This window comes from Flavonifractor sp. An92 (genome assembly GCF_002159175.1).
Taxonomy (GTDB): domain Bacteria; phylum Bacillota; class Clostridia; order Oscillospirales; family Oscillospiraceae; genus Pseudoflavonifractor_A.
The window spans coordinates 14324-34227 of sequence record NZ_NFGZ01000033.1 but is presented as its reverse complement, the minus strand read 5'-3'; the positions used below and the strand labels follow the sequence as shown (position 1 = coordinate 34227).

At 64.9% G+C, this 19904-nt stretch carries 24 protein-coding genes; 14 read left to right on the top strand and 10 right to left on the bottom strand.

Features of this window, described 5'->3' with window-relative positions:
- The 5 genes from B5G43_RS17425 to rsmI form a co-directional block, all read left to right on the top strand.
- Positions 1-216 (top strand): hypothetical protein (locus tag B5G43_RS17425; protein WP_158097445.1); only part of this gene is annotated, 216 nt, incomplete at its 5' end.
- Positions 217-282: 66 nt separating this feature from the next.
- A complete protein-coding gene (locus B5G43_RS15180; RefSeq protein WP_087262845.1) occupies positions 283-909 on the top strand; it encodes a CatA-like O-acetyltransferase in 627 nt (208 codons plus the stop codon).
- On the top strand, positions 906-1517 hold the full coding sequence (locus B5G43_RS15175) for a CoA pyrophosphatase (protein ID WP_087262843.1): 612 nt from the start codon (positions 906-908) through the stop codon (positions 1515-1517). The genes B5G43_RS15180 and B5G43_RS15175 overlap by 4 nt, the downstream gene beginning before the upstream one ends.
- On the top strand, positions 1517-2164 hold the full coding sequence (locus tag B5G43_RS15170) for a methyltransferase (protein ID WP_087262842.1): 648 nt from the start codon (positions 1517-1519) through the stop codon (positions 2162-2164). The genes B5G43_RS15175 and B5G43_RS15170 overlap by 1 nt, the downstream gene beginning before the upstream one ends.
- 19 nt (positions 2165-2183) lie before the next feature.
- The gene (rsmI, locus tag B5G43_RS15165) at positions 2184-3032 is read left to right on the top strand and encodes a 16S rRNA (cytidine(1402)-2'-O)-methyltransferase (RefSeq protein ID WP_087262840.1); all 849 of its coding nucleotides are present in this window, start codon (positions 2184-2186) and stop codon (positions 3030-3032) included.
- Between the two features lie 169 nt (positions 3033-3201).
- On the opposite strand, the gene B5G43_RS15160 is transcribed toward rsmI, so the two are convergent.
- Positions 3202-3444, bottom strand: coding sequence for an AbrB/MazE/SpoVT family DNA-binding domain-containing protein (locus B5G43_RS15160; protein ID WP_087262837.1), 243 nt, complete (start codon positions 3442-3444; stop codon positions 3202-3204).
- Between the two features lie 251 nt (positions 3445-3695).
- Between B5G43_RS15160 and B5G43_RS15155 the strand changes: the two genes are divergently transcribed.
- Both B5G43_RS15155 and B5G43_RS15150 read left to right on the top strand, forming a co-directional pair.
- Entirely contained in the window at positions 3696-4283 is a 588-nt protein-coding gene (locus B5G43_RS15155) for a nucleoside recognition domain-containing protein (RefSeq protein WP_087262835.1), read from the top strand.
- Positions 4280-4801, top strand: a complete 522-nt coding sequence (locus B5G43_RS15150; RefSeq protein ID WP_242960626.1) for a nucleoside recognition domain-containing protein — start codon at positions 4280-4282, stop codon at positions 4799-4801. The genes B5G43_RS15155 and B5G43_RS15150 overlap by 4 nt, the downstream gene beginning before the upstream one ends.
- Before the next feature lie 47 nt (positions 4802-4848).
- On the opposite strand, the gene hydF is transcribed toward B5G43_RS15150, so the two are convergent.
- The 6 genes from hydF to B5G43_RS15120 form a co-directional block, all read right to left on the bottom strand.
- A complete protein-coding gene (gene hydF, locus B5G43_RS15145; RefSeq protein ID WP_087262834.1) occupies positions 4849-6030 on the bottom strand; it encodes a [FeFe] hydrogenase H-cluster maturation GTPase HydF in 1182 nt (393 codons plus the stop codon).
- Between the two features lie 13 nt (positions 6031-6043).
- Positions 6044-7462, bottom strand: coding sequence for a [FeFe] hydrogenase H-cluster radical SAM maturase HydG (hydG, locus tag B5G43_RS15140; RefSeq protein ID WP_087262832.1), 1419 nt, complete (start codon positions 7460-7462; stop codon positions 6044-6046).
- A gap of 30 nt (positions 7463-7492) precedes the next feature.
- Entirely contained in the window at positions 7493-8467 is a 975-nt protein-coding gene (gene hydE, locus B5G43_RS15135) for a [FeFe] hydrogenase H-cluster radical SAM maturase HydE (protein WP_087262830.1), read from the bottom strand.
- Positions 8457-8717 (bottom strand): TM1266 family iron-only hydrogenase system putative regulator, encoded by a 261-nt coding sequence (locus tag B5G43_RS15130; RefSeq protein WP_087262828.1) that lies wholly within the window; start codon positions 8715-8717, stop codon positions 8457-8459. The genes hydE and B5G43_RS15130 overlap by 11 nt, the downstream gene beginning before the upstream one ends.
- Before the next feature lie 325 nt (positions 8718-9042).
- Entirely contained in the window at positions 9043-9969 is a 927-nt protein-coding gene (locus B5G43_RS15125) for a pseudouridine-5'-phosphate glycosidase (RefSeq protein WP_087262827.1), read from the bottom strand.
- A 37-nt stretch (positions 9970-10006) separates the two neighbouring features.
- Entirely contained in the window at positions 10007-11086 is a 1080-nt protein-coding gene (locus B5G43_RS15120) for a PfkB family carbohydrate kinase (protein WP_087262825.1), read from the bottom strand.
- Positions 11087-11226: 140 nt separating this feature from the next.
- On the opposite strand from B5G43_RS15120, the gene B5G43_RS15115 reads away from it, so the two are divergent.
- The 7 genes from B5G43_RS15115 to asnS all read left to right on the top strand — a co-directional run bounded on the left by B5G43_RS15115 (position 11227) and on the right by asnS (position 15862).
- The gene (locus B5G43_RS15115; RefSeq protein ID WP_087262824.1) at positions 11227-11631 is read left to right on the top strand and encodes a hypothetical protein; all 405 of its coding nucleotides are present in this window, start codon (positions 11227-11229) and stop codon (positions 11629-11631) included.
- Between the two features lie 3 nt (positions 11632-11634).
- Positions 11635-11838: a helix-turn-helix transcriptional regulator gene (locus B5G43_RS15110; protein ID WP_087262822.1), complete on the top strand. Its 204-nt coding sequence runs from the start codon at positions 11635-11637 to the stop codon at positions 11836-11838.
- Positions 11839-11928: 90 nt separating this feature from the next.
- The gene (locus B5G43_RS15105; RefSeq protein ID WP_087262820.1) at positions 11929-12363 is read left to right on the top strand and encodes a LytTR family DNA-binding domain-containing protein; all 435 of its coding nucleotides are present in this window, start codon (positions 11929-11931) and stop codon (positions 12361-12363) included.
- Between the two features lie 14 nt (positions 12364-12377).
- Complete coding sequence (locus B5G43_RS15100) at positions 12378-13193, top strand: DUF3021 family protein (RefSeq protein WP_087262818.1); 816 nt, start codon at positions 12378-12380, stop codon at positions 13191-13193.
- A 2-nt stretch (positions 13194-13195) separates the two neighbouring features.
- Positions 13196-13948 (top strand): hypothetical protein, encoded by a 753-nt coding sequence (locus B5G43_RS15095; RefSeq protein ID WP_087262816.1) that lies wholly within the window; start codon positions 13196-13198, stop codon positions 13946-13948.
- A 9-nt stretch (positions 13949-13957) separates the two neighbouring features.
- The gene (locus tag B5G43_RS15090) at positions 13958-14356 is read left to right on the top strand and encodes a hypothetical protein (RefSeq protein ID WP_087262814.1); all 399 of its coding nucleotides are present in this window, start codon (positions 13958-13960) and stop codon (positions 14354-14356) included.
- Positions 14357-14467: 111 nt separating this feature from the next.
- Positions 14468-15862, top strand: a complete 1395-nt coding sequence (asnS, locus tag B5G43_RS15085) for an asparagine--tRNA ligase (RefSeq protein WP_087262813.1) — start codon at positions 14468-14470, stop codon at positions 15860-15862.
- A 61-nt stretch (positions 15863-15923) separates the two neighbouring features.
- On the opposite strand, the gene B5G43_RS15080 is transcribed toward asnS, so the two are convergent.
- From B5G43_RS15080 to B5G43_RS15070, 3 genes are all read right to left on the bottom strand, one after another.
- On the bottom strand, positions 15924-17822 hold the full coding sequence (locus B5G43_RS15080; RefSeq protein ID WP_087262812.1) for a PTS transporter subunit IIBCA: 1899 nt from the start codon (positions 17820-17822) through the stop codon (positions 15924-15926).
- Between the two features lie 219 nt (positions 17823-18041).
- Positions 18042-18875: an MBL fold metallo-hydrolase gene (locus B5G43_RS15075; protein WP_087262810.1), complete on the bottom strand. Its 834-nt coding sequence runs from the start codon at positions 18873-18875 to the stop codon at positions 18042-18044.
- A gap of 28 nt (positions 18876-18903) precedes the next feature.
- Positions 18904-19887: a LacI family DNA-binding transcriptional regulator gene (locus B5G43_RS15070; RefSeq protein WP_087262808.1), complete on the bottom strand. Its 984-nt coding sequence runs from the start codon at positions 19885-19887 to the stop codon at positions 18904-18906.
- Positions 19888-19904 lie beyond the last annotated feature (17 nt).

The window sequence follows — 19904 nt, the reverse complement described above, 5'->3', positions numbered from 1 at the left end:
GACCGGGCCGAGCGGGCCGACCGGGTGGTGCGGGCCTTCGCCGGGTACGGGTGCCTCTTCCGCACCGAGGAGGAGACCATCACCGTGGTGCGGGGCGAGGTGCGCCTGGACCGCCACGCCGGGGAGCCCGGCGACCGGCGGGTGGAGGGCGGCGTGCCCATGGTCGCCCTGCGCGGCGGCTGGCTGCGCATTTTTGAGAGCAGGAGCGTCCTGTGAGATTCCAAAACGGGAGCGGGCCGGGGCGGTCCGCTCCCATTTGTCTCTGTCTGGAAAGGAGTGCCCATGCGATACATCCAAAAGGAGACCTGGCCCCGCCGGGAGCTCTATGACTTTTTCGCGCCCATGTCCCACCCCTTCTACACCCTCACCTTCCCGGTGGATGTGACCGCCCTGCGCCGCTACACCAAGGAGAAGGGGCTGTCCTTCTACTGCGCCATGGTGTGGCTGGTCACCAAGGCCATGGACGACGTGGAGGAGTTCCGGGTGAAGATCCGGGGGGAGGACCTGATCCTCCACGACCATCTGGTCCCCAGCTTCACCGACCTGCACCCGGGCAGCCGCAATTTCCACATCACCACCCTGGAGGTAGGGGATAATCTGGCCGACTTCTGCCGGCGGGCCAAGGCGGCCAGCGCCGCCCAGACCACCTTCCTGCCCGAGAGCCCCTGGCCGGAGGACCAGCTCATCTACTTCACCTGCCTGCCCTGGTTCCCCGTCACCGCCCTGACCAACGAGCGGGACGCCGACCCCACCGACTCCATCCCCCGGGTGGCCTGGGGAAAGTATGAGGAGCGGGAGGGCCGCACCCAGCTCCTGGTGTCCCTGGAGCTCAACCACCGCCTGGTGGACGGGGCCCATGTGGGAGCCCTCTTCCAGGCGCTGGAGCGGCGGCTGGAGGAGCTGGCATGACCCGGGCGGAGCTGTGCGCCGCCTTTTCCGGCCGCGCGCCGGGGGTCCAGGATGTCACGGGGGAGTACGCCGTGCTGGTGCCCCTCATCGAGGGGAACACCGGTTGGGAGCTCCTCTTTGAGGTACGAGCCTCCACCCTGCGCCGCCAGCCGGGGGAGGTCTGCTTTCCCGGCGGCCGGATGGAAGGGGAGGAGAGCGCCGTGGCCTGCGCCCTCCGGGAGACGGAGGAGGAGCTGGGCATCCCCGCCGCCGCCGTGGAGGTGGTGGCCGAGCTGGACGTGCTCCTCCACCAGAGCGGATTTCTCCTCCATCCGGTGCTGGGGGTGGTGGACGCCGCGGCGGCGGAGCAATTAAAGCTCCAGAGCGCTGAGGTGGCCGAGACCTTCCGGGTGCCGCTGGACTTTTTCCGCCAGAATGCGCCCCTCTGTCCCAGCTATCCCCTGGAGCCCCGGCCGGGGGCGGATTTTCCCTACGAGGCCATTGGCTTTCCCCAGGGTTACCCCTTCCGGGCCGGGCGGGTGGAGGTGCCCATCTACCGCTGGGGAGAGAAGGCCATTTGGGGCATCACCGGGCGCATCGTCCGCCATCTGGTGGAGGTGCTGGGCTGATGGCGGGGGGCTGTGAGATCCTGGGTCCCTTCCGCTACACCTGGACCGAGGGCTGCTTTCCCATGGGCCGGGACTCTCTGGCCCTGGGGGACTTCGCCACGGTGCGGAAGCATTGGCGGGTGTGCGACCTGGGCTGCGGCGCGGGGCTGCTGCTCCTGCTGCTGGCCCGGCGGGAGCCCACTCTTGCCCTCACCGGTGTGGAGCTGAGTGGAGAGGCCATGGCCGCCGCCCGGGCCAATTTCCAAGAAAACGGCCTGGAAGGGACCCTGTTGGAGGGGGACTTTTCCACCGCGCCACTCCCGCTGGGGATCTTTGACCTGGTGGTGTCCAACCCGCCTTATTTTGCCCCCCGCTCCGGGAAGGGCAGCGACCCCGCCCGCATGGAGGGGGAAGTTACCCTGGAGGGGCTGTGCCGCAGGGCGGGTGCACTCCTCCGCCACGGCGGACGCTTTGCCCTGGTCCACCGGCCGGAACGGCTGGCCGACCTCTTCGCCGGGCTGCGGGGAGCCGCTCTGGAACCCAAACGACTGCAATTCCTCCAGCATGACGCCGCCCATGCTCCCTCCGCCGTCCTGGTGGAGAGCGTGAAGGGCGGGCGGCCCGGGCTGGAGTGTCTGCCTGCCGCCTTCGCGGCGGGCCCCATCTGATCGCAAAGGAGACGATTTTATGGCCGGAACCCTCTTTTTGGTCCCCACCCCCATCGGAAATCTGGGGGACATCTCCCGCCGCGTGGCCGAGACCCTGGATGCGGTGGACTTCATCGCCGCCGAGGACACCCGCGTGTCGGTCAAGCTCCTCAACCACCTGGGCATCAAAAAGCCCATGGTCATCTACCACCGCCACAACGCCGACACCAGCGGACCGGCCATCCTCAACCGCCTGCTGATGGGAGAGGACTGCGCGCTGGTCACCGACGCGGGCACCCCCGCGGTCAGCGACCCCGGCGAGGATCTGGTGGCCCTGTGTGCCGGGGCGGACGTGCCGGTGGTGGCCATCCCGGGGCCCTGCGCCCTCATCACCGCCCTCTCGGTGTCGGGCCTCCCCACCGGGCGCTTCACCTTTGAGGGCTTTTTGCCCATGAACAAAAAGAACCGCCGGGCCCATCTGGAATCCCTGCGGAATGAGGAGCGCACCATGATCTTCTACGAGGCGCCCCACAAGCTCTCCGCCACCCTGGACGACCTGCGGGACACCTTCGGCGGAGCGCGGCGCATCGCCCTGTGCCGGGAGCTGACCAAGCTCCACGAGGAGATCATCCGCACCACGCTGGACGGCGCGGTGGAGCGCTGCGCCAGCCAGGGCGCCAAGGGCGAGTACGTCCTGGTCCTGGAGGGGTGTGCGCCAGTGGAGGAAGCCGCCCCCACCCTGGAGGATGGCCTGGAGCGGGTGCGCGCCCTGCGGGAGGAGGGCAGGTCCCTGAAGGACGCTGTCAAGCAGGTGGCAAAGGCGCTGGGCCTGGCCCGGAACGAGCTCTACGCCGCGGCGGTAGAGCAGGAAAACCGCGGCGAGCCTTAAAATAATCATAATACTATTATGTAAAAAAAAGTAATTTGAAGCCTTTACAAAACGTATAATCGCGAATCTGGTCGAATCGGCGCGGATTTGCATGAGAAAGGCAAAAAGAAGACCCCCGCTGCCCCTTCGGGCGGCGGGGGTTTGTGTTTGGATGTATCGGGGTGGCGGCTTAGCGGCCCTGCAGCTCCTTCAGGCAGTTGGGGCAGATATTCTTGCCACGGAAGTTGATGACATCCTTGGCATCATCGCAGAAAATGCAGGCAGGCTGATATTTCTTAAGCACGATGGAGGCACCATCGACATAGATCTCAAGAGAGTCCTTTTCGGCGATATCCAGAGTACGACGAAGCTCGATGGGGAGCACGATGCGGCCAAGCTCATCCACTTTTCTGACAATGCCGGTTGATTTCATATTGATACGTCCTTTCTGTGGGATACCATGTTTTTCTATCATTAACTAGAAACTGTAATTATTATAACATGTTGTATTGCGTTGTCAATTGAAATTTGGAAATTTCGATGGGAAAATTTCGACTTATGTCGCAAAAATGGAATTTATTGTATATTACAAAAATAAGTTTAAAATTCCGGGACATTAACCGGGTTTCATCACATATAATTGTGTGTTTCTTCACATGAAATGGGAGAGGGGCGTGAAGGGAAATGTCAGCGATCTGGACGATCATGGTGTTGGCGGCGGTGCTGTGCGGCTCGGCCGCCGGACGGGGCGAGGCGGTGGCCGCGGCGGCGCTGGAGGGGGCGGGCGCGGCGGTGGAGCTGTGCCTGTCCATGGCTGGTGTACTCTGCCTGTGGACAGGGGTGATGGAAGTGCTCCGGCGCTCCGGCGCGATGGAGGGGCTTTCGCGGCTGCTGCGGCCCCTGCTGCGGCGTCTGTATCCCGCCTTTTCGGAGGATCGGGAGGTGATGGACAGCATTGCCGCCAACGTCTCGGCCAATCTGCTGGGGCTGGGCAATGCCGCCACCCCCCTGGGCATCCGGGCGGCCCGGCGGATGAGCCGGCTCACACCGGGGGTGGCCAACGACGCACTGTGTATGCTGGTGGTGTGCAACACCGCCTCCATCCAGCTCATCCCCACCACCGTGGCCAGTGTCCGGGCGGCCCAGGGCTGCACCACACCCTTTGACATCCTGCCGGCGGTGTGGCTGGCCTCGGCCATCTCGGTGACGGTGGGCATCACGGCGGCCAAGGTGCTGGGCCGGGTGTGGGCGCTGCGGGAGGGCCGGCTGTGAGTGTGCTGACCATGCTGGTGCCCCTCCTGCTGTGCGCGGTGGCCATCTGGGGCAGCGCCAGGCGGGTGGACGTGTTCGAGGCCCTCACCACCGGGGCGGGGGAGGGCCTCCAGATCCTGCTGCGCATCCTGCCGTCTTTGGTGGCGCTGCTGACGGCGGTGTACATGCTGCGGGCCTCCGGGGCGCTGGAGGCCTGTGCGGAACTGCTGGCCCCCCTGCTGCGCCTGCTGGGCATTCCGCCGGAGACGGTGGGCCTTCTGCTGGTGCGGCCGGTCAGCGGCTCAGCGGCCCTGGGGGTGGGGGCGGAGCTTATCGCCTCCTACGGCCCCGACTCCACCATCGGGCGCACCGCGGCGGTGATGCTGGGCTCCACCGAGACCACCTTTTTTACCATCGCCGTGTACTACGGCGCCGCCGGGGTGCGGCGCACCCGCTACACCCTCCCCGCCGCTCTGTGCGCGGACCTGGCCGGGTTCATCGCCGCGGCCTGGGCAGTGCGGGTGTGTTTTGGAACTTAAAAGAGGGGCCGGAGCCTTTTTGTAAGGCTCCGGCCCCGTTGCCGGTGTTACCAGACGACTTGATCCAGAATTCCGGTCAGGCGGGCGATGGCCACGCCGTAATTGGTCATGGGCGCGCTCTGGGCCTGGGCGGCGGCCAGGCGGGAGAGAACGTATTTCCGATTGAACATGCAGGCCCCGCAGTGGATGATGAGGTCGTAGGGGCTCAGATCGCTGGGCCAGCCGGTTCCCGCCACCACGTCCACCTGGAGAGACTGCCCCACCCGCTTGCGCAGGAGGGCGGGGATTTTCACCCGGCCGATGTCCTCCTCCAGCGGGGCGTGGGTGCAGGCCTCGGCGATGAGGACCCGGCTGTTGGGCGTCAGGGCGTCGATGGCAGCCGACCCGGCCACGAAGGCCTCGATGTCCCCCTTGTAGGCGGCGAAGAGCACCGAGAAGGAGGTGAGCAGGCTCTCCTCCGGCTTGGCGGCGGCCACCTGGGGGAAGCACTGGGAGTCGGTGATGATGAGCTTGGGGGGCTGAGCGAGGGCGGAGAGGGCGTTTTGGAGCCCACCCGCCGTGGTGCACACCACCGTGCAGGTGCGGTCCAGCAGGTCCCGGATGGTCTGCACCTGGGGGAGGATGAGCCGCCCCTTGGGGGCCTGGATGTCCTGGGGCATCACCAGCAGCACTGTGTCCCCCGGCTGCACCAGCCGGGCGGTGAGCTCCGGCTGCTGGAAGCCCTCGGGGATGAGGCGCACCAGGGCGGCGCGGAGGTCCTCGATACCGTCGCCGGTGAGGGCGCTCACCGCTACGGCATTTTCCCGGAGCTCGTCGGGGAGGGAGGAGAGGGGATCGTCCCACCGGTCGGCCTGGTTGCAGACCGTGAGGAAGGGGATCTTTTTCTTCCGCAGCGCGTCGGCCCAGGTGAGGTCCTCCGCCGTGGGGGGCGCGGACAGCACCAGCAGGGCCACGTCGGCCCGCTCCAGGGTCTCCTGGGTGGCCTCCACCCGCAGCGCGCCCAGCTCGCCCACGTCGTCGTACCCGGCGGTGTCGATGAAGAGCACCGGGCCGATGGGGTGGAGCTCCATGGCCTTGCGCACCGGATCGGCGGTGGTGCCCGCCACATCGGACACCAGAGCCACCGGCTGGCCGGTAAGGGCGTTGATGAGGCTGGACTTGCCCGCGTTGCGCTTGCCGTACAGGGCGATGTGGAGCCGCTCGGCCTGGGGGGTCTGGGTGAGGCTCATGGGAACTCCTTTCTTAGAAGCGGAAGTCCCGCATGCCGCCGTCCATGTCCTTCAGGTGGCGCAGCACGGTCTCCCGGACCTTGGGGTTGGTGATGGTGGGGATCTCCCGCTCGATGAGGGCGATGCCCTTCTTATAGGTGTCGGGGGAGGCGTAGTCCTCCAGGTACTCCTTCAGGGTCATCAGGGCGTTGGGGTGGCAGCAGTTGACGATCTGGCCGCTTTTGCACAGCTTCATGAAGCGGTCGCCGGTGCGGCCCTCCCGGTAGCAGGCGGTGCAGAAGGAGGGGATGTATCCGCCGTCCAGCAGCCAGTTCACCACCTGGTCCAGGGTGCGGTTGTCGCTGACCTCGAACTGGCTGGAGTCCTCCTCCTCGCCGCCGTCGGCGTAGCCGCCCACGCTGGTGCGGGAGCCGCCGGAGATCTGGGACACGCCCAGGCGGAGGACCTTTTCCCGGCACTCCTTGCTCTCACGGGTGGAGATGATGAGGCCGGTGTAGGGCACGGCGATGCGCAGGATGGCCACGATCTGCTGGAAGAGGGCGTCGGTGATGCCGTTCTCGAACTCGTCGGGGTCGATGTCGTCGGCCCGGCGCACCCGAGGCACGCTGATGGTGTGGGGGCCCACGCCGTGGACCGCCTCCAGGTGCTCGGCGTGCATCAGCAGGCCCACGAAGTCGTACTTATAGAGGTTCAGACCGAACAGCACGCCGCAGCCCACGTCGTCGATGCCGCCCTCCATGGCCCGGTCCATGGCCTCGGTGTGGTAGGCGTAGTTGCTCTTGGGGCCGGTGGGGTGGAGGTACTCGTACTGCTTCTTGTTATAAGTCTCCTGGAAGAGGATGTAGGTGCCGATTCCGGCCTCCTTGAGCTTGCGGTAGTTCTCCACCGTGGTGGCGGCGATGTTCACATTCACCCGGCGGATGGCGCCGTTCTTGTGCTTGATGCCGTAAATGGTCTTGATGCTCTCCAGCACGTACTCGATGGGGCAGCGCACCGGGTCCTCGCCGGTTTCCAGAGCCAGACGCTTGTGGCCCATGTCCTGAAGGGCCACCACCTCCCGGACGATCTCCTCCTGGGTGAGCTTTTTCCGGGCGATGTGCTTGTTCTGGCCGTGGTAGGGGCAGTAGCGGCAGCCGTTGACGCAGTAGTTGGACAGGTACAGGGGGGCGAACATGACGATGCGGTTGCCATAGAATTTCTGCTTGATCTCCATGGCCAGGGTCTCCATCTTGTGGATGAGCTCGGGGTCGTCACACTCCAGCAGCACAGCGGCCTCCCGGTGGGTCAGGCCCTTGCAGTCCTTGGCCCGCTCCAGCAGGGATTCCACCAGGGCGCGATCGTTCTTGTGGGCGGCGGCGTAAGCCAGGGTCTCCTGGATCTCGGCGTCATCGATGAACTCGGTGGCGACCATGGATTTCACATTATAAGCCATGATAAGTACCTCTTTTCTCGTGTTCCAAAATCAACAGGGGATGCGCCCCAGGGCCCGGATCTGCTCGTCCAGCGTGCGGCGCTGCTGGGCGATGTGGGTGTCGGGCAGGGGGGCGGGATAGATCTCATACTTGCGCTTGTAGCAGGTGGGGGTCACCTTCAGCATGACCACGTTGGCCCCGCAGGAAAAGACGTCGCTCTTCTCTCCGGCGCTGCGCACCCCCAGGGCGGTGGTGGCGGGGAGATTGGCCCGGGGCAGCAGCAGCCGGGTGAGGGCCACACAGCGCTTGGTGACCTCGGTGCTGCCGGGGGCGGAGCCCCGGAGCGGGGTATCCGGATGGGGGAGGAAGGGCCCGATGCCCGCCATGTCACAGGGGATGGAGGCCAGGGTGAGAAGGTCCTGGGCCAGCGTGGCGTTGGTCTGTCCCGGCAGGCCCACCATGAACCCGCCGCCGGTCTCGTATCCCAGGGCTTTTAAATCCCTTAAGCACCGCAGGCGGTTTTCCAGGGTGCCATCGGGGTGAAGGGTGGCGTAGAGCTCCGGGTCGGCGGTCTCGTGCTTGAGGAGGTACCGGTCCGCCCCGCAGGCGCGGAGGTGGGCGTAATCGGCCTTGCTCATCTCTCCGCAGCTGAGGGTGATAGCCATGTCGGTGCGGGCCTTGATCTCGCGAACGATCTGCCCTAAAAGCTCGGGGGTGTACCAGGGGTCCTCCCCCGACTGCATCACCAGGGTGCGGTAGCCCGCCCGGTGGGCCTCCACAGCGGTGTCCACCATCTCCTCCGGCGTCATGCGGTAGCGCTCCACCCCCGCATGGGCGGCGCGCAGACCGCAGTAGGCGCAGTTGCGCTTACACACGTTGGAGAACTCCAGGATGGCCCGGATATGGACCGTGTCCCCCACCTGTTCCCGCCGCACCTCGTTGGCCCGGCGGTAGACCGGCGAAAAATCCTCCAGCGCCAGCAGTTCCTCCAGCTCTCCGGCGGAGAGGGCGGGGTTATTCCCCATGAGCGGGGGCTTTGGAGTAGGTGGCCTTGGCGGACACGCCCTCCAGCATCCCCAGCTTGCCCGAAAGGGCGCTGATGACCTCGGTGGGGGCGTCGATGATGATGCTGATGATGTGCAGGCTGCGGGGACGGTAGGGGATACCCATGCGGCCCACGATGTACTCCCCATACTCGTGCAGGATGGAATTGAGCTGCTCGGTGGCCTCGGGGTTCTCCACGATGATGCCGATGACGGCGATGCGGTTTTCCATACAAATCGCTCCTTCTGTGCAGATCTCAGCAAAAAACAAACGCCCCGGTACTCCTGTACCGGGGCGAGGGACGCAGAACCAGGCGGCAGAGGTTATAAAAAGCCCAAAGCCGCTTTGTGGTGGGTGCCCGCTGCCTTACCCGTCAGGAGGGGAGAACCCCCTTCCGGTCAGTACAGTTTGCATTTTGCCTTCCGTTGTCCTCGGGTACATCCCCTCGGTACGCAGGAATTTATACTCATAAGTATAACAGAAAATCCTGGAATAGCAAGAGCCAATTTGGCAAAAAAACCGGCCCCCGCCGGAGAGGCGGGAGCCGGAAACAGGATTACTGCTTGAGGGCGGACAGGGCGCAGGCGGTGCGGGCGGCCACCCGGGCGTTGTTGAACACCAGCTGGATGTTGGAATCCAGGCTGTCGCCGCCGGTCAGGTCCTTCACCTTGGCCAGCAGGAAGGGGGTGGTCTCCTTGCCGTGGATGCCCTGGGCCTTGGCCTCGGCCAGAGCCTGGTCGATGGCGCCGTTGATGACGGCGGGGTCCATGGAGTACTCCTCGGGGATGGGGTTGGTCACCAGCATGCCGCCCTGGAAGCCCAGCTCCAGGCTGGTGTGGAAAGCGGCGGCCAGCTCCTCGGGGGTGTCCAGCTCATAGTCCACGGAGAAACCGCTCTTGCGGGTGTAGAAGGCGGGCAGCTCCTTGGTGCCGTAGCCGATGACGGGCACGCCATGGGTCTCCAGGTACTCCAGGGTGAGGCCCAGGTCCAGGATGGACTTGGCGCCGGCGCAGACCACCATCACGGGGGTGTGGGCCAGCTCCTCCAGGTCGGCGGAGATGTCCATGGTGGTTTCGGCGCCGCGGTGCACGCCGCCGATGCCGCCGGTGGCGAAGATCTGGATGCCGGCCATGTGGGCGATGATCATGGTGGTGGTGACGGTGGTGGCGCCGTCCTCACCCTTGGAGAGCAGCACCGCCAGGTCCCGGCGGCTGGCCTTGTTGACTTTGGTGCCCTTCTTGCCCAGGTACTCAATGTCCTCCCGGGTGCAGCCGGCCTTCAGACGGCCGCCGATGATAGCGATGGTGGCGGGCACGGCGCCGTTCTCGCGGATGATCTCCTCCACCTTCAGCGCGGTCTCCACGTTCTGAGGATAGGGCATGCCGTGGGAGATGATGGTGGACTCAAGGGCCACAACAGGCTTACCGGCGGCCAGAGCGGCGGCGACTTCGGGGGCGACGTCCAGATACTTGTTGAGATTCATGCTGCATACCTCCATAAAATGAGTATTGATATTCTTCTTACAGACCGGCCCGTGTTTTCAGGGCCCGGGGATTCAGATTCGGATTGATGGTCTCGGCGCTCTCCATGGCGATGGACCCGGCGGCCAGCGCGGCCAGCGCGGTGTCCCGCAGGTCAGTGCCCTCCAGATAGGCCCAGGCCACCGCGGCCATGGCGGCATCGCCGCAGCCGGTGGTGTTGACCATCTGGCCGGGGAGACAGGGGAGGAGCACCCGGTCCTGGTGGTCGGCGGCGTAGATGCCCTCGCCCCCCAGGGAGAGGAGCACCCGGCGCAGCCCGGTGCCCAGCAGCACGTCGGCGCAGCGGTCCAGGCTCGCCCGGTCGGTGATGGTCACGCCGGAGAGGAGCTCCGCCTCCAGGCGGTTTGGCTTGAGGGTGTGGAGTTTTCCCAGAACGCCCCGGAGCTTTTCCGCCTTGGCGGTGGACACCGGGTCGGCAAAGAGGGGGACCTTGGCGTGTTCAGCCAGCCACGCGATGCTGTCCGCCGGGATGTTGGTGTCAAAGACGATGAGCTGGGCGTTGTCCAGCAGGGCCTGCCGGGAGGCAAGCCAGTGGGGGGTGATGTGGTCATAGATGTCCATGTCGGACACGGCCACCGCCATGTCGCCCGCCTCATCGGCGATAAAGAGATAGGTGGACGTGGCCGCGCCGGGCACCTGGAGGGACTGGGAGATGTCGATGCCCAGCTCACCGCAGGAGGCGGCGATCTTCTGGGCGTACAGGTCGTCCCCGAAGGCGGTGAAGAGGCGGACGTCCACCTCCAGCAGGGCCAGGTTGTGGGCGATGTTGCGGCCCACGCCGCCCAGGCTCATGCGCACCTTGCCGGGGTTGGAGTCATGGGGGACCAGTTTCCCGGCGGGACGGCCGCCGATGTCCATGTTGACCCCGCCGATGACCACAGCGTAGGGGGCGGTGCGGACGATGTAGCCCTTGCCCATGATGTAGCCCTTTTTCATCAGGTTGGAGATGTGGACCGCCGCCGACGAGCGGGTGATGCCCGCCTTGTCCGCCAGCTCCTGCTGGGAGATCAGGGGGTTCTCGGCGATCCAGTTGAGGATCTCGCGCTCCCTCTGGGTCATGGCCTCGCCTCCTAAGCAATTCTTTATGGTATAATCATATGCTTATAAATGAGCTTTGTCAAGAGGAAGTTGACAGTTCCCTTGTGATGTGATATATTTATCACACAAGGAGACAAATACATCACATGGGAGGGAACGATATGAAACGGCCTGTTTTGACCCTGACCCGAAGCAAGCAGCTCAGCGCTCTGTGCTGGGCGGTGGTGCTGTTTTTCGGCGCACTAGCCAACTGGTTTCCCGTCAAAGACCTACCAAATCCCCTGCGCACCGCAGTGGTGGGGCTCCTTCTGGTGGCCGCGGTGGTCATCATCCTGACCACTCTGGGCGTGTGGGTGGAGAAGGGGGACGAGCGCTCAGCAGAAAATGAGCGGCGTACCAATTCCACCCTTTTCACGCTGGTGTTTCTGGCCATGGGGGCCCTGCTGGTTTGGATGAAGAACGGCCAGACCTTGATCCTGGGACGCTCCGAGCTGCTGGTGGCCTTCGGGTGCGTTTGCCTGGCACAGGACATCCTCTTCTTGCTCTACGAGCGCTTTGGAGCCTGAGCCATGCTGGAGACGAAGATCAAAGAGCTGCGCCTGGCCCGGGGGATGGACCAGGCCACCCTGGCCGCCCTGGTGGGGGTGCGCCGGGAGACCATCGGCCGGCTGGAGAAGGGACAGTATAACCCCTCCCTGAAGCTGGCCATGGACATCGCCAAGGTGTTTGACCGTACCGTGGAGGAGGTATTCACCTTCCGGGAGGAGCCGTGACCGAGTATCCGCCCCCAAAAGCCGTCTGTCCGAAATCCGTGGACAGGCGGCCTTTTTTTGCCTATACTGAGCTTGAAAGGAGGGAGGGGAATGGAGGTCAAAGTACAGATCGACCCAAACTGCGGGGAGCCGTCGGTGACCATCACCGCCCCCGCCCTCACCGACGAGGTAAAGGCCCTGGCCGCCCGGCTGTCCGGCGGCGGCGTCCTCACCGGCTGGCAGGGGGAGCGGGCCTTCCCCCTCCGGGAGGAGGAGCTACTGCGGTGCTTCGCCCAGGACAAGGGAGTCAAGGCCCAGACCGTCGGAGGGGTCTATGACCTGAAAGAGCGGCTCTACGAGCTGGAGGGCAAGCTGGACCGGCACACCTTCGTGCGCATCTCTCACTCGGAGATCGTGAATCTAAAGAAGGTCACCGCCCTGGACCTGTCCCTCACCGGCACCATCCGAATGACCCTGGAGGGGGGCACAGTGAGCTACGTCTCCCGGCGGTATGTGAAGAAGATCAAAGAGGCCATCGGCCTGTGAAAGGAGGAACGACCATGCTGTTCGACAACCGACGTCAGGCGCTGCACCGCGCCCTGGCCGGCGCCCTGGCGGGTGTGGCCGCCCACCTGCTGCTGGGCTGTCTGCTGGGCGCTCCGTTCCCGTTCGTATCCCCCGGCTTTCCCGGGATTGTCTTTCCCAACTGCAACTTCTGCTTTACGCCGGAGTGGCTGGGGGTGCTGGTGTCCTTTGCCCTCTTTGCCCTGTTCGGGGCGGAAATCGGCATCGCCACCCTGCCCTTTGCCGGGACCGGACAGGCGCTGGTGAAGCGGACCATGATCCACTTCCTCGCCATGGCGGCCACCCTGGCCCTGTGGGTGGGCCTGAATGCCGGACCGGAGGGGATGCCCCTGGTCCTGGTTCTGCTGGCGGTGTTCTATGTGCTGATCTGGCTGGGGCGGTGGATCGGCTGGTATCTGGAGGTAGCCGCTATCCGGGAGAAACTGGGGCTGGCCCCTGGGCCCTCCCCGCTAAAGTGGCGGGAGACCTTGCCCTATCTGGCCTTTGCCCTGCTGCTGTGCCTGGGTGTGCCCGTGGTCCTCTCGGTTTTTGACGCGGTGGACGTGCCGGTGCTGCGGGCGCTGTACTTCCCCTATCTCGTTCTGCCGGTGGGCAGCTTCGTCTCCGCCCTCAGCCTGTGGAAGCGGCAGGGAATCTGTCCCCTCTACCCGGTGGGCTGCGCCCTCTTCACCCTGGCGGCAGTCGTTCTGGTCTACAATTCCAGCGCCCTGTTTTTCTGTGGGGTGGCCTTCGGTTCTGCTCTGGCGGGCGGGCTGCTGGGCCTGCTGCTGCGGCGGCGAAAGGCGGTGTGACCATGAAAAAGGCATTCTGGATTCTTACGGTCCTGTCTCTGCTGGCGGTCAACACCCTGGCGGCGGTGCTGTATGCCGGGGTGCCCGCTCTGGACTCGGGCACCGGCTTCATCAGCTTCTCGCCCTTTGCGGACATCGTGTGGTGGGGCGGGGTGATCCTCCTCACCGGTGTGCCCGCCATTGTACTGGGCTTCCGCAGCCGGCCGGCCCTGCCGCGCTTTCCACGGTGGATCGCCCCGGCGGTCGCCTTTCTGGCCCTCCAGGGGGCGCTGTCTTTGGTGATTCTGGTGTTGGGACCCCTGTTTCTGGACCCCTTTCCCTGGATTGCCCAGATCCCCTTCTGGGGCTATGCGGCAGGGTTGGCCGCCCTCTATCTGGCGGCGGGGGCGGTGTGGACCGGGAAGCGGGGCGGGGCCCTGGGCTGGACGCTACTCTGGTGCGCGGCTTTCACCGCTTTCTTCCTGGTGTTGGGGCTGCGCGAGCTGGAGCATATCGTTCAGAGGGAGGAAGAGTTCCGCCGGATGGAGCCGGAGGCCGAGCTAATTTCTGCCGGTGCCCATATGGTGATGAATTCCACCCGGGGCGCGGTGCTGGGGCGGCTGGATCTGCCCGCCTGTGTGCTGATCAAGTGCTATTATGAGGAAGGAAAGGCCCTGGGCCGGTGGACCATCACCGCGCTGGCCTGTCTGCTGCCCGGCGTGTGCCTGGCGGCGGGGAGCCTTTGCGGGGCTCTGTGGAACGCCAAACAGAAATGAGGTGTGGTAATGGTTAGCAGATGGAATAAGACCGATAGAGTCCTGCTGGCGTTTACGCTGGTCACCTTCGCGGTCTATGCCGTGATTCTGATCACCGCCTTCTGGGACCTGCCCCTGGACATCCCACCAGAGCACCAGTTTTTGCTGCTCTACGCCCACTGCATCCCCATGTTTTTCCTGGAGCTGCTCCTGTGCCGGAGGGCGAACTGGGGGTGGCGGCTGCTCCTGCCCGTTCTTTTGCTGGCCATTCCCGGCGTGTGGTTTCTGGCTACCGCCGAGTGGTATCTCCTGGCGTGGTTCATGGTGGGCTGGTGGTGCGTCGCTCCGGTAGCGGGGTGCCTTCTGGCCTGGATCGTCTGGGGTGCCCAGCAGAGCATGCGCCATCGGAAGGGCTCCGACGAAACTTAAACGGCAAAAAAGACCGGCGTGAGCTGGTCTTTTTTGGTGCAGGTATTGCAAAATGGAAAAAGAATGGTATACTAAACGGTGATTTACTTTTAGAAAATGGAGTTGACCACCATGAAACGTACCACTGTCGCGCAGATCTTTGCCGACCAGGCGGCCTTTGGCGGACAGACTGTCACCGTCTGCGGCTGGGCCCGCACCATCCGGGACATGAAGACTTTCGGCTTCATCGAGCTCAATGACGGCTCCTGCTTCCGAAACCTTCAGATCGTCTTTGCCGACAACGCGGTGGATAATTTCAAGGAGATCGCCAAGTGCAACGTGGGCACCTCCTTCGTGGTCACCGGCACCGTGGTGCTGACCCCCGAGGCCAAGCAGCCCCTGGAGGTGAAGGCCACCTCCATCGCCGTGGAGGGCGTCTCCACCCCCGACTATCCCCTCCAGAAGAAGCGCCACAGCGTGGAGTACCTCCGCACCATCCAGCACCTGCGCCCCCGCACCAACCTTTTCTCCGCGGCCTTCCGGGTGCGCTCCGTGGCGGCTCACGCCATCCACTGCTTCTTCCAGGACCGGGGCTTCGTCTATGTGAACACCCCCATCATTACCGCCAGCGACTGTGAGGGCGCCGGCGAGATGTTCCAGGTCACCACTCTGGACCTGGAGAACGTACCCAAGAATCCCGACGGCACCGTGGATTACTCCAAGGACTTCTTTGGCAAGAAGGCCTCCCTCACCGTGTCCGGCCAGCTCAACGCTGAGAACTTCGCCATGGCCTTCGGCAACGTCTACACCTTTGGTCCCACCTTCCGGGCCGAGAACTCCAACACCCAGCGCCACGCCGCCGAGTTCTGGATGATCGAGCCGGAGATGGCCTTTGCGGACCTGAACGACTACATGGACACCGCCGAGGACATGATCAAGTATATCATCCGCACCGTGCTGGAGCGCTGCCCCGACGACATCAACTTCTTCAACTCCTTTGTGGATAAGGGCCTGAAGGAGCGCCTGGAGCATGTGGCCAACGCCGACTTCGCCCGGGTGAGCTACACCGACGCGGTGAAGATCCTGGAGGAGCACAACGACCAGTTCGATTTCAAGGCCTACTGGGGCTGCGATCTCCAGACCGAGCACGAGCGCTTCCTCACCGAGCAGATCTTCAAGCGCCCCGTGTTTGTCACTGACTATCCCAAGGAGATCAAGGCGTTCTATATGCGCCTCAACGACGACGGCAAGACCGTGGCCGCCGCCGACTGCCTGGTGCCCGGCATCGGCGAGCTCATCGGAGGCTCCCAGCGTGAGGAGCGGCTGGACCTGCTGGAGGGCCGCATCAAGGAGCTGGGCATGAACCCCGAGGACTACTGGTGGTACCTGGACCTGCGGCGCTACGGCTCCTGCAAGCACGCCGGGTACGGCCTGGGCTTCGAGCGGATGGTGATGTACCTCACCGGCATCAACAACATCCGCGACGTGGAGCTGCATCCCCGCACCGTCGGCAACGCGGAGTTTTAAGAAATGAGAAAGGCCCCGATGTGGAATTTCCACATCGGGGCCTTTCCTTGTGCAGATTTGCTTACTTCGCGGGGACAGCGGCGGGGATGGTCAGGATGGGCTCCCCCTCGCGGTGCTGGCCCAGGGCCACGGTGGGCTCGCCCAGGTCCTCGGCGTTGGTGAGGAGCACAGCGGTGGTGGTGGAATAGCCGCCCTTGCGGATGCGGTCCAGGTCCACATCCAGCAGCACCTGCCCGGCCTTCACGGTGTCGCCCTCGGCGCAGTGGAGGGTGAAGCCCTCACCGGCCAGCTCCACGGTGTTGATGCCCACGTGGATCAGCAGCTCCATGCCGTCAGGGGAGGAGAGGCCCAGGGCGTGGCGGGTGTCGGCCACAGTGGTCACCACTCCGTCGAAGGGGGCCACCACGCGGCCCTCAGCGGGCTCGATGCCGCAGCCCTCGCCCAGCACGCCGGCGGCGAAGGTGGCGTCGGGGATGTCGGCCATGGGGATGACCTTACCGGCCATGGGACAGCCGACCACGCCGCTCTGGGTGGAAAGGGCGGGCTGCTCCCCGACCTGGGGGGCGGTGTCCGCGGCGGCGGGGGCCTCCTCCTTGTAGAGGAACCAGCTCACCGCAAAGGCCACGGCGAAGGACACGGCCAGCTCGATGGCGTAGGGGACCAGATAGTCGGTGGTGGTCAGGAAGCCGAACAGGCCGGTGACACCGTAGGCGGTGGCGCCGATGTGGAACATGGAGCCCACCACACTGCCGGCGGCGCCGCCGATCATACCGGCGATGAGGGGCTTGACCAGGCGCAGGTTGACGCCGAAAATGGCGGGCTCGGTGATGCCCAGCGCGGCGGACATGGCGGAGGGGAGGGCCAGGGCCTTGGTCTTGCGGTCCCGGGTCTTGAGGGCCACGGCCAGACAGGCGGCGCCCTGGGCGAAGTTGGCGGCGGAGGCGATGGGCATACAGGTGTTCAGGCCGGTGGAGGAGAGCATGCCGGCCTCGATGACGTTATACATGTGGTGCACGCCGCACACCACAGTCAGGGGGTAGATGGCGCCCATGAGGGCCGCGCCGATGCCGAAGGGGATAGTGATGAGCATCTGCACGCCGGTGAGCACCCAGTTTTCCACGGTGGAGAACACCGGCCCAAAGATGGTCAGGGTCAGATAGCCGGTGACGCACACGGTGACCAGGGGAGTGATGAAGAGGTCCAGCATTTCGGGGACGATCTTATGGAGGCGCTTTTCGATCTGGCACATGATCCAGACCGCGATGATGACGGGGATGACGTGGCCCTGATAGCCGGTCAGGTTGATGTTATACAGGCCGAACCACACATCGGCGGAGGGGATGGGGGTGCCGTTTGCCACATAGTCGGCCACCGACCAGGCGTTGACCAGATCGGTGTGGATCATGATCATGCCGATGACGGCGCCCAGGAAGATGTTGCCGCCGAACACACGGGCGGCGGAGATGGCCACCAGGATGGGGAGGAACACGAAGGCGGCGTTGCTGAAGAGATGGAAGATGGTGTAGGCGCCCGAGTCAGCCAGGGCGGGGAAGGCCTTGCACAGGCCCTCCAGCAGGCCCATGATGAGGCCGGAGGCCACGATGGCGGGCAGGATGGGGACGAACACATCGCCCAGGGCCTTGACCATCCGCTTGGGCAGGGGCTGGCGGGCGGCGGCGGCGGCCTTGACCTCCTCCTTGGTGGCGGCGGTCATGCCGGACACGGCCAGGAATTCATCATAGACCTTGTTCACGGTGCCGGTGCCCAGGATGAGCTGGAGCTGTCCGGCGTTGCTGAACACGCCCTTCACCCCGTCGATGTTCTCCAGGGCCTTCATGTTCAGCTTGTTGTTGTCGGCGATCACCAGGCGCAGCCGGGTGGCGCAGTGGGCGGCGCTGACCAGGTTTTCCCGTCCGCCCACCTGTTGGAAGATCTCTTGGGCGCATTTCCGATAGTCCATTTCTACTCCTCCGTCGATGTTTGAATTTATTTTGAAATCGTTTACATTGTAAGTTCATTATAGCCGCGGAGGTGGAATTTGTATAGACGGAAAATTGGACAAGATTTTCCAGGTGTTTTTGTGCGAAACGGCAAGAGCGGCCCGGAGATGAGCCGTGGAATTGGGCAAAAAAGAATCCGCCCGCCGGGAAGCTCCCCCGGTGGGCGGATGTGCGCTGTGTTAAAATTCCACGGTCATGCCGTCGTAGGCGGCCAGGATGCCCCGCTCCGCGCCCCAGGCGGTGAGCTGGTCGTGGGTCATCTCGCCGTTGTGGCTGAAGTGGTTGATGACCTTCACGGTGTGGCTGTCCACACAGCCCAGGTCGGTGAGCTTCTGGATGAAGGGCTCGATGTCGGGCAGGCCCATGTGGTAGCCGCCGATGGTCTTGAGGCCCATGGTGGCGTCCAGGCTGATGAGGTCGAAGTGCTCGGCGGCCAGCAGGTCCCAGGCCTCCGGGCTCAGGTTGGCGCCGGTGTCGTGGCCGTAAAAGACGGTCTTGCCGCCCTTCTTGCAGATGTAGACCAGGGGCTCCTCCCGCTTGTCGTGGTCGGCGGGGACGGCGATGATCTCCCACTCCCCGGCGTGGATGCGGTCGCCGCCGTGGGTGCGGTGGAAGTGGACCACGTCGTCGATGGGGTGGGGCTTGAAGCGGTCGATGAGGATGTGCTCATAGAAGGCCTTTTCCACCGCCTCGTTGCCGTAGATGTCCAGCACGCCCTCGGCGCCGTGGCCGAAGTGCTCGTGCCGGTGGATGATGTCGGTGGGGAACCAGTGATCCATGTGGCTGTGGGTCACCAGCAGGGTGTGGAGCTTGCCGAAGTCCAGGCCGTATTTCAGGGCGTGGCAGTAGCTGTCGGGGGGGAAGTCCAGCAGGATCTCATCGTCCAGCAGGGCCTGGGTGCGGGTGCGCAGGTTTTTCCCGCCCTCCTTCCGGGCGTGGGAGCAGATGGGGCAGGAACAGAAGAGCCCGGGCCACCCCTCGGCGGCGGCGGTGCCCATGTACAGGATTTTCATAGCAAAACCTCCAGATTCGGAAAGGGGATCAGATGCTGTCCCGCTCCACCACGGTGTAGCCCATCATGGTCTGCCGCACCGGCAGGTCGCCGTCCTTCTGATCCACCATGGAGAGGAGCATCCGGGCGGCCTCGGCGCCGCACTCCTCGTAGTAGAAGTGGGCGGTGGTGAGGCGGGGGGTGATGTGGGCGCCGGCCCAGCTGTCGTCAATGCCGGCCACGCTGACGTCCCGGGGCAGCTCCTTCCCCGCCGCGCGCAGGGCCTCCATGGCCCCGATGGCGATAAGGTCGGTGGAGCACATGACGCCGTCCAGGTCGGGGTGGGCCTGGAGGAGCTCCTCCATGGCCCGCCGCCCGCCGTCGGCGGTGAAGTTGGAGACGGCGCAGGGGATGTCGGGGCTCAGCCCCGCCTCGGTGAGGGCGGCGCGCATGCCCTGCTTGCGGTGCAGGCCCACGGCGATGTCCTGCTCGGTGACGCCGATGTAGACCAGCTTGCGCCGGCCCCGCTGGATGAGCCGCCCGGTGAGCTCCCGGGCGGCGTTGTAGTCGTCGTGGTACACGCAGGGGACGCCCTCGCACTGCTGCCCAGCCACCACCAGGGGGACGGTGCAGGCTTTCAGCATCTCCTGGTGCCGGGGGGGCAGCACCGTGGCCATCAGGATGATCCCCGCCACCGAGCGGTCCTGGAAGAGCTCCAGGTAGGCCAGCTCCTGCTCGGGTTCTCCGGAGGTGTTGGCCAGCAGGCACAGGTAGCCCCGCTGGGACAGCACCTGGGTGATCCCGGCGGTGACCCGGCTCACGGCGTCGGAGTTGATTTTGGGCACGATGACGCCGGTGTAATCCGTGACTTTGCTGCGCAGCATCTGGGCGGCGGCGTCGGGGCGGTAGCCGGTGCGCTGGATCACGTCCCGGATCACGTCCCGCTTCTGTTGGCTGAGGGAGCCGCCGTTGAGGTAGCGGCTGACCGCGGCGCTGGACACGCCGGCCATTTGTGCGATCTCCTTGATGGTCATGGGGAAAGCCTCCTTTC

Excerpts from the sequence above, each read along its gene's own strand:
- B5G43_RS15180 (WP_087262845.1), top strand. The coding sequence starts at position 283 with ATGCGATACATCCAAAAGGAGACCTGGCCCCGCCGGGAGCTCTATGAC.
- B5G43_RS15175 (WP_087262843.1), top strand. The coding sequence starts at position 906 with ATGACCCGGGCGGAGCTGTGCGCCGCCTTTTCCGGCCGCGCGCCGGGG.
- B5G43_RS15170 (WP_087262842.1), top strand. The coding sequence starts at position 1,517 with ATGGCGGGGGGCTGTGAGATCCTGGGTCCCTTCCGCTACACCTGGACC.
- rsmI (WP_087262840.1), top strand. The coding sequence starts at position 2,184 with ATGGCCGGAACCCTCTTTTTGGTCCCCACCCCCATCGGAAATCTGGGG.
- B5G43_RS15160 (WP_087262837.1), bottom strand. The coding sequence starts at position 3,444 with ATGAAATCAACCGGCATTGTCAGAAAAGTGGATGAGCTTGGCCGCATC.
- B5G43_RS15155 (WP_087262835.1), top strand. The coding sequence starts at position 3,696 with ATGTCAGCGATCTGGACGATCATGGTGTTGGCGGCGGTGCTGTGCGGC.
- hydF (WP_087262834.1), bottom strand. The coding sequence starts at position 6,030 with ATGAGCCTCACCCAGACCCCCCAGGCCGAGCGGCTCCACATCGCCCTG.
- hydG (WP_087262832.1), bottom strand. The coding sequence starts at position 7,462 with ATGGCTTATAATGTGAAATCCATGGTCGCCACCGAGTTCATCGATGAC.
- hydE (WP_087262830.1), bottom strand. The coding sequence starts at position 8,467 with ATGGGGAATAACCCCGCCCTCTCCGCCGGAGAGCTGGAGGAACTGCTG.
- B5G43_RS15130 (WP_087262828.1), bottom strand. The coding sequence starts at position 8,717 with ATGGAAAACCGCATCGCCGTCATCGGCATCATCGTGGAGAACCCCGAG.
- B5G43_RS15125 (WP_087262827.1), bottom strand. The coding sequence starts at position 9,969 with ATGAATCTCAACAAGTATCTGGACGTCGCCCCCGAAGTCGCCGCCGCT.
- B5G43_RS15120 (WP_087262825.1), bottom strand. The coding sequence starts at position 11,086 with ATGACCCAGAGGGAGCGCGAGATCCTCAACTGGATCGCCGAGAACCCC.
- B5G43_RS15115 (WP_087262824.1), top strand. The coding sequence starts at position 11,227 with ATGAAACGGCCTGTTTTGACCCTGACCCGAAGCAAGCAGCTCAGCGCT.
- B5G43_RS15110 (WP_087262822.1), top strand. The coding sequence starts at position 11,635 with ATGCTGGAGACGAAGATCAAAGAGCTGCGCCTGGCCCGGGGGATGGAC.
- B5G43_RS15105 (WP_087262820.1), top strand. The coding sequence starts at position 11,929 with ATGGAGGTCAAAGTACAGATCGACCCAAACTGCGGGGAGCCGTCGGTG.
- B5G43_RS15100 (WP_087262818.1), top strand. The coding sequence starts at position 12,378 with ATGCTGTTCGACAACCGACGTCAGGCGCTGCACCGCGCCCTGGCCGGC.
- B5G43_RS15095 (WP_087262816.1), top strand. The coding sequence starts at position 13,196 with ATGAAAAAGGCATTCTGGATTCTTACGGTCCTGTCTCTGCTGGCGGTC.
- B5G43_RS15090 (WP_087262814.1), top strand. The coding sequence starts at position 13,958 with ATGGTTAGCAGATGGAATAAGACCGATAGAGTCCTGCTGGCGTTTACG.
- asnS (WP_087262813.1), top strand. The coding sequence starts at position 14,468 with ATGAAACGTACCACTGTCGCGCAGATCTTTGCCGACCAGGCGGCCTTT.
- B5G43_RS15080 (WP_087262812.1), bottom strand. The coding sequence starts at position 17,822 with ATGGACTATCGGAAATGCGCCCAAGAGATCTTCCAACAGGTGGGCGGA.
- B5G43_RS15075 (WP_087262810.1), bottom strand. The coding sequence starts at position 18,875 with ATGAAAATCCTGTACATGGGCACCGCCGCCGCCGAGGGGTGGCCCGGG.
- B5G43_RS15070 (WP_087262808.1), bottom strand. The coding sequence starts at position 19,887 with ATGACCATCAAGGAGATCGCACAAATGGCCGGCGTGTCCAGCGCCGCG.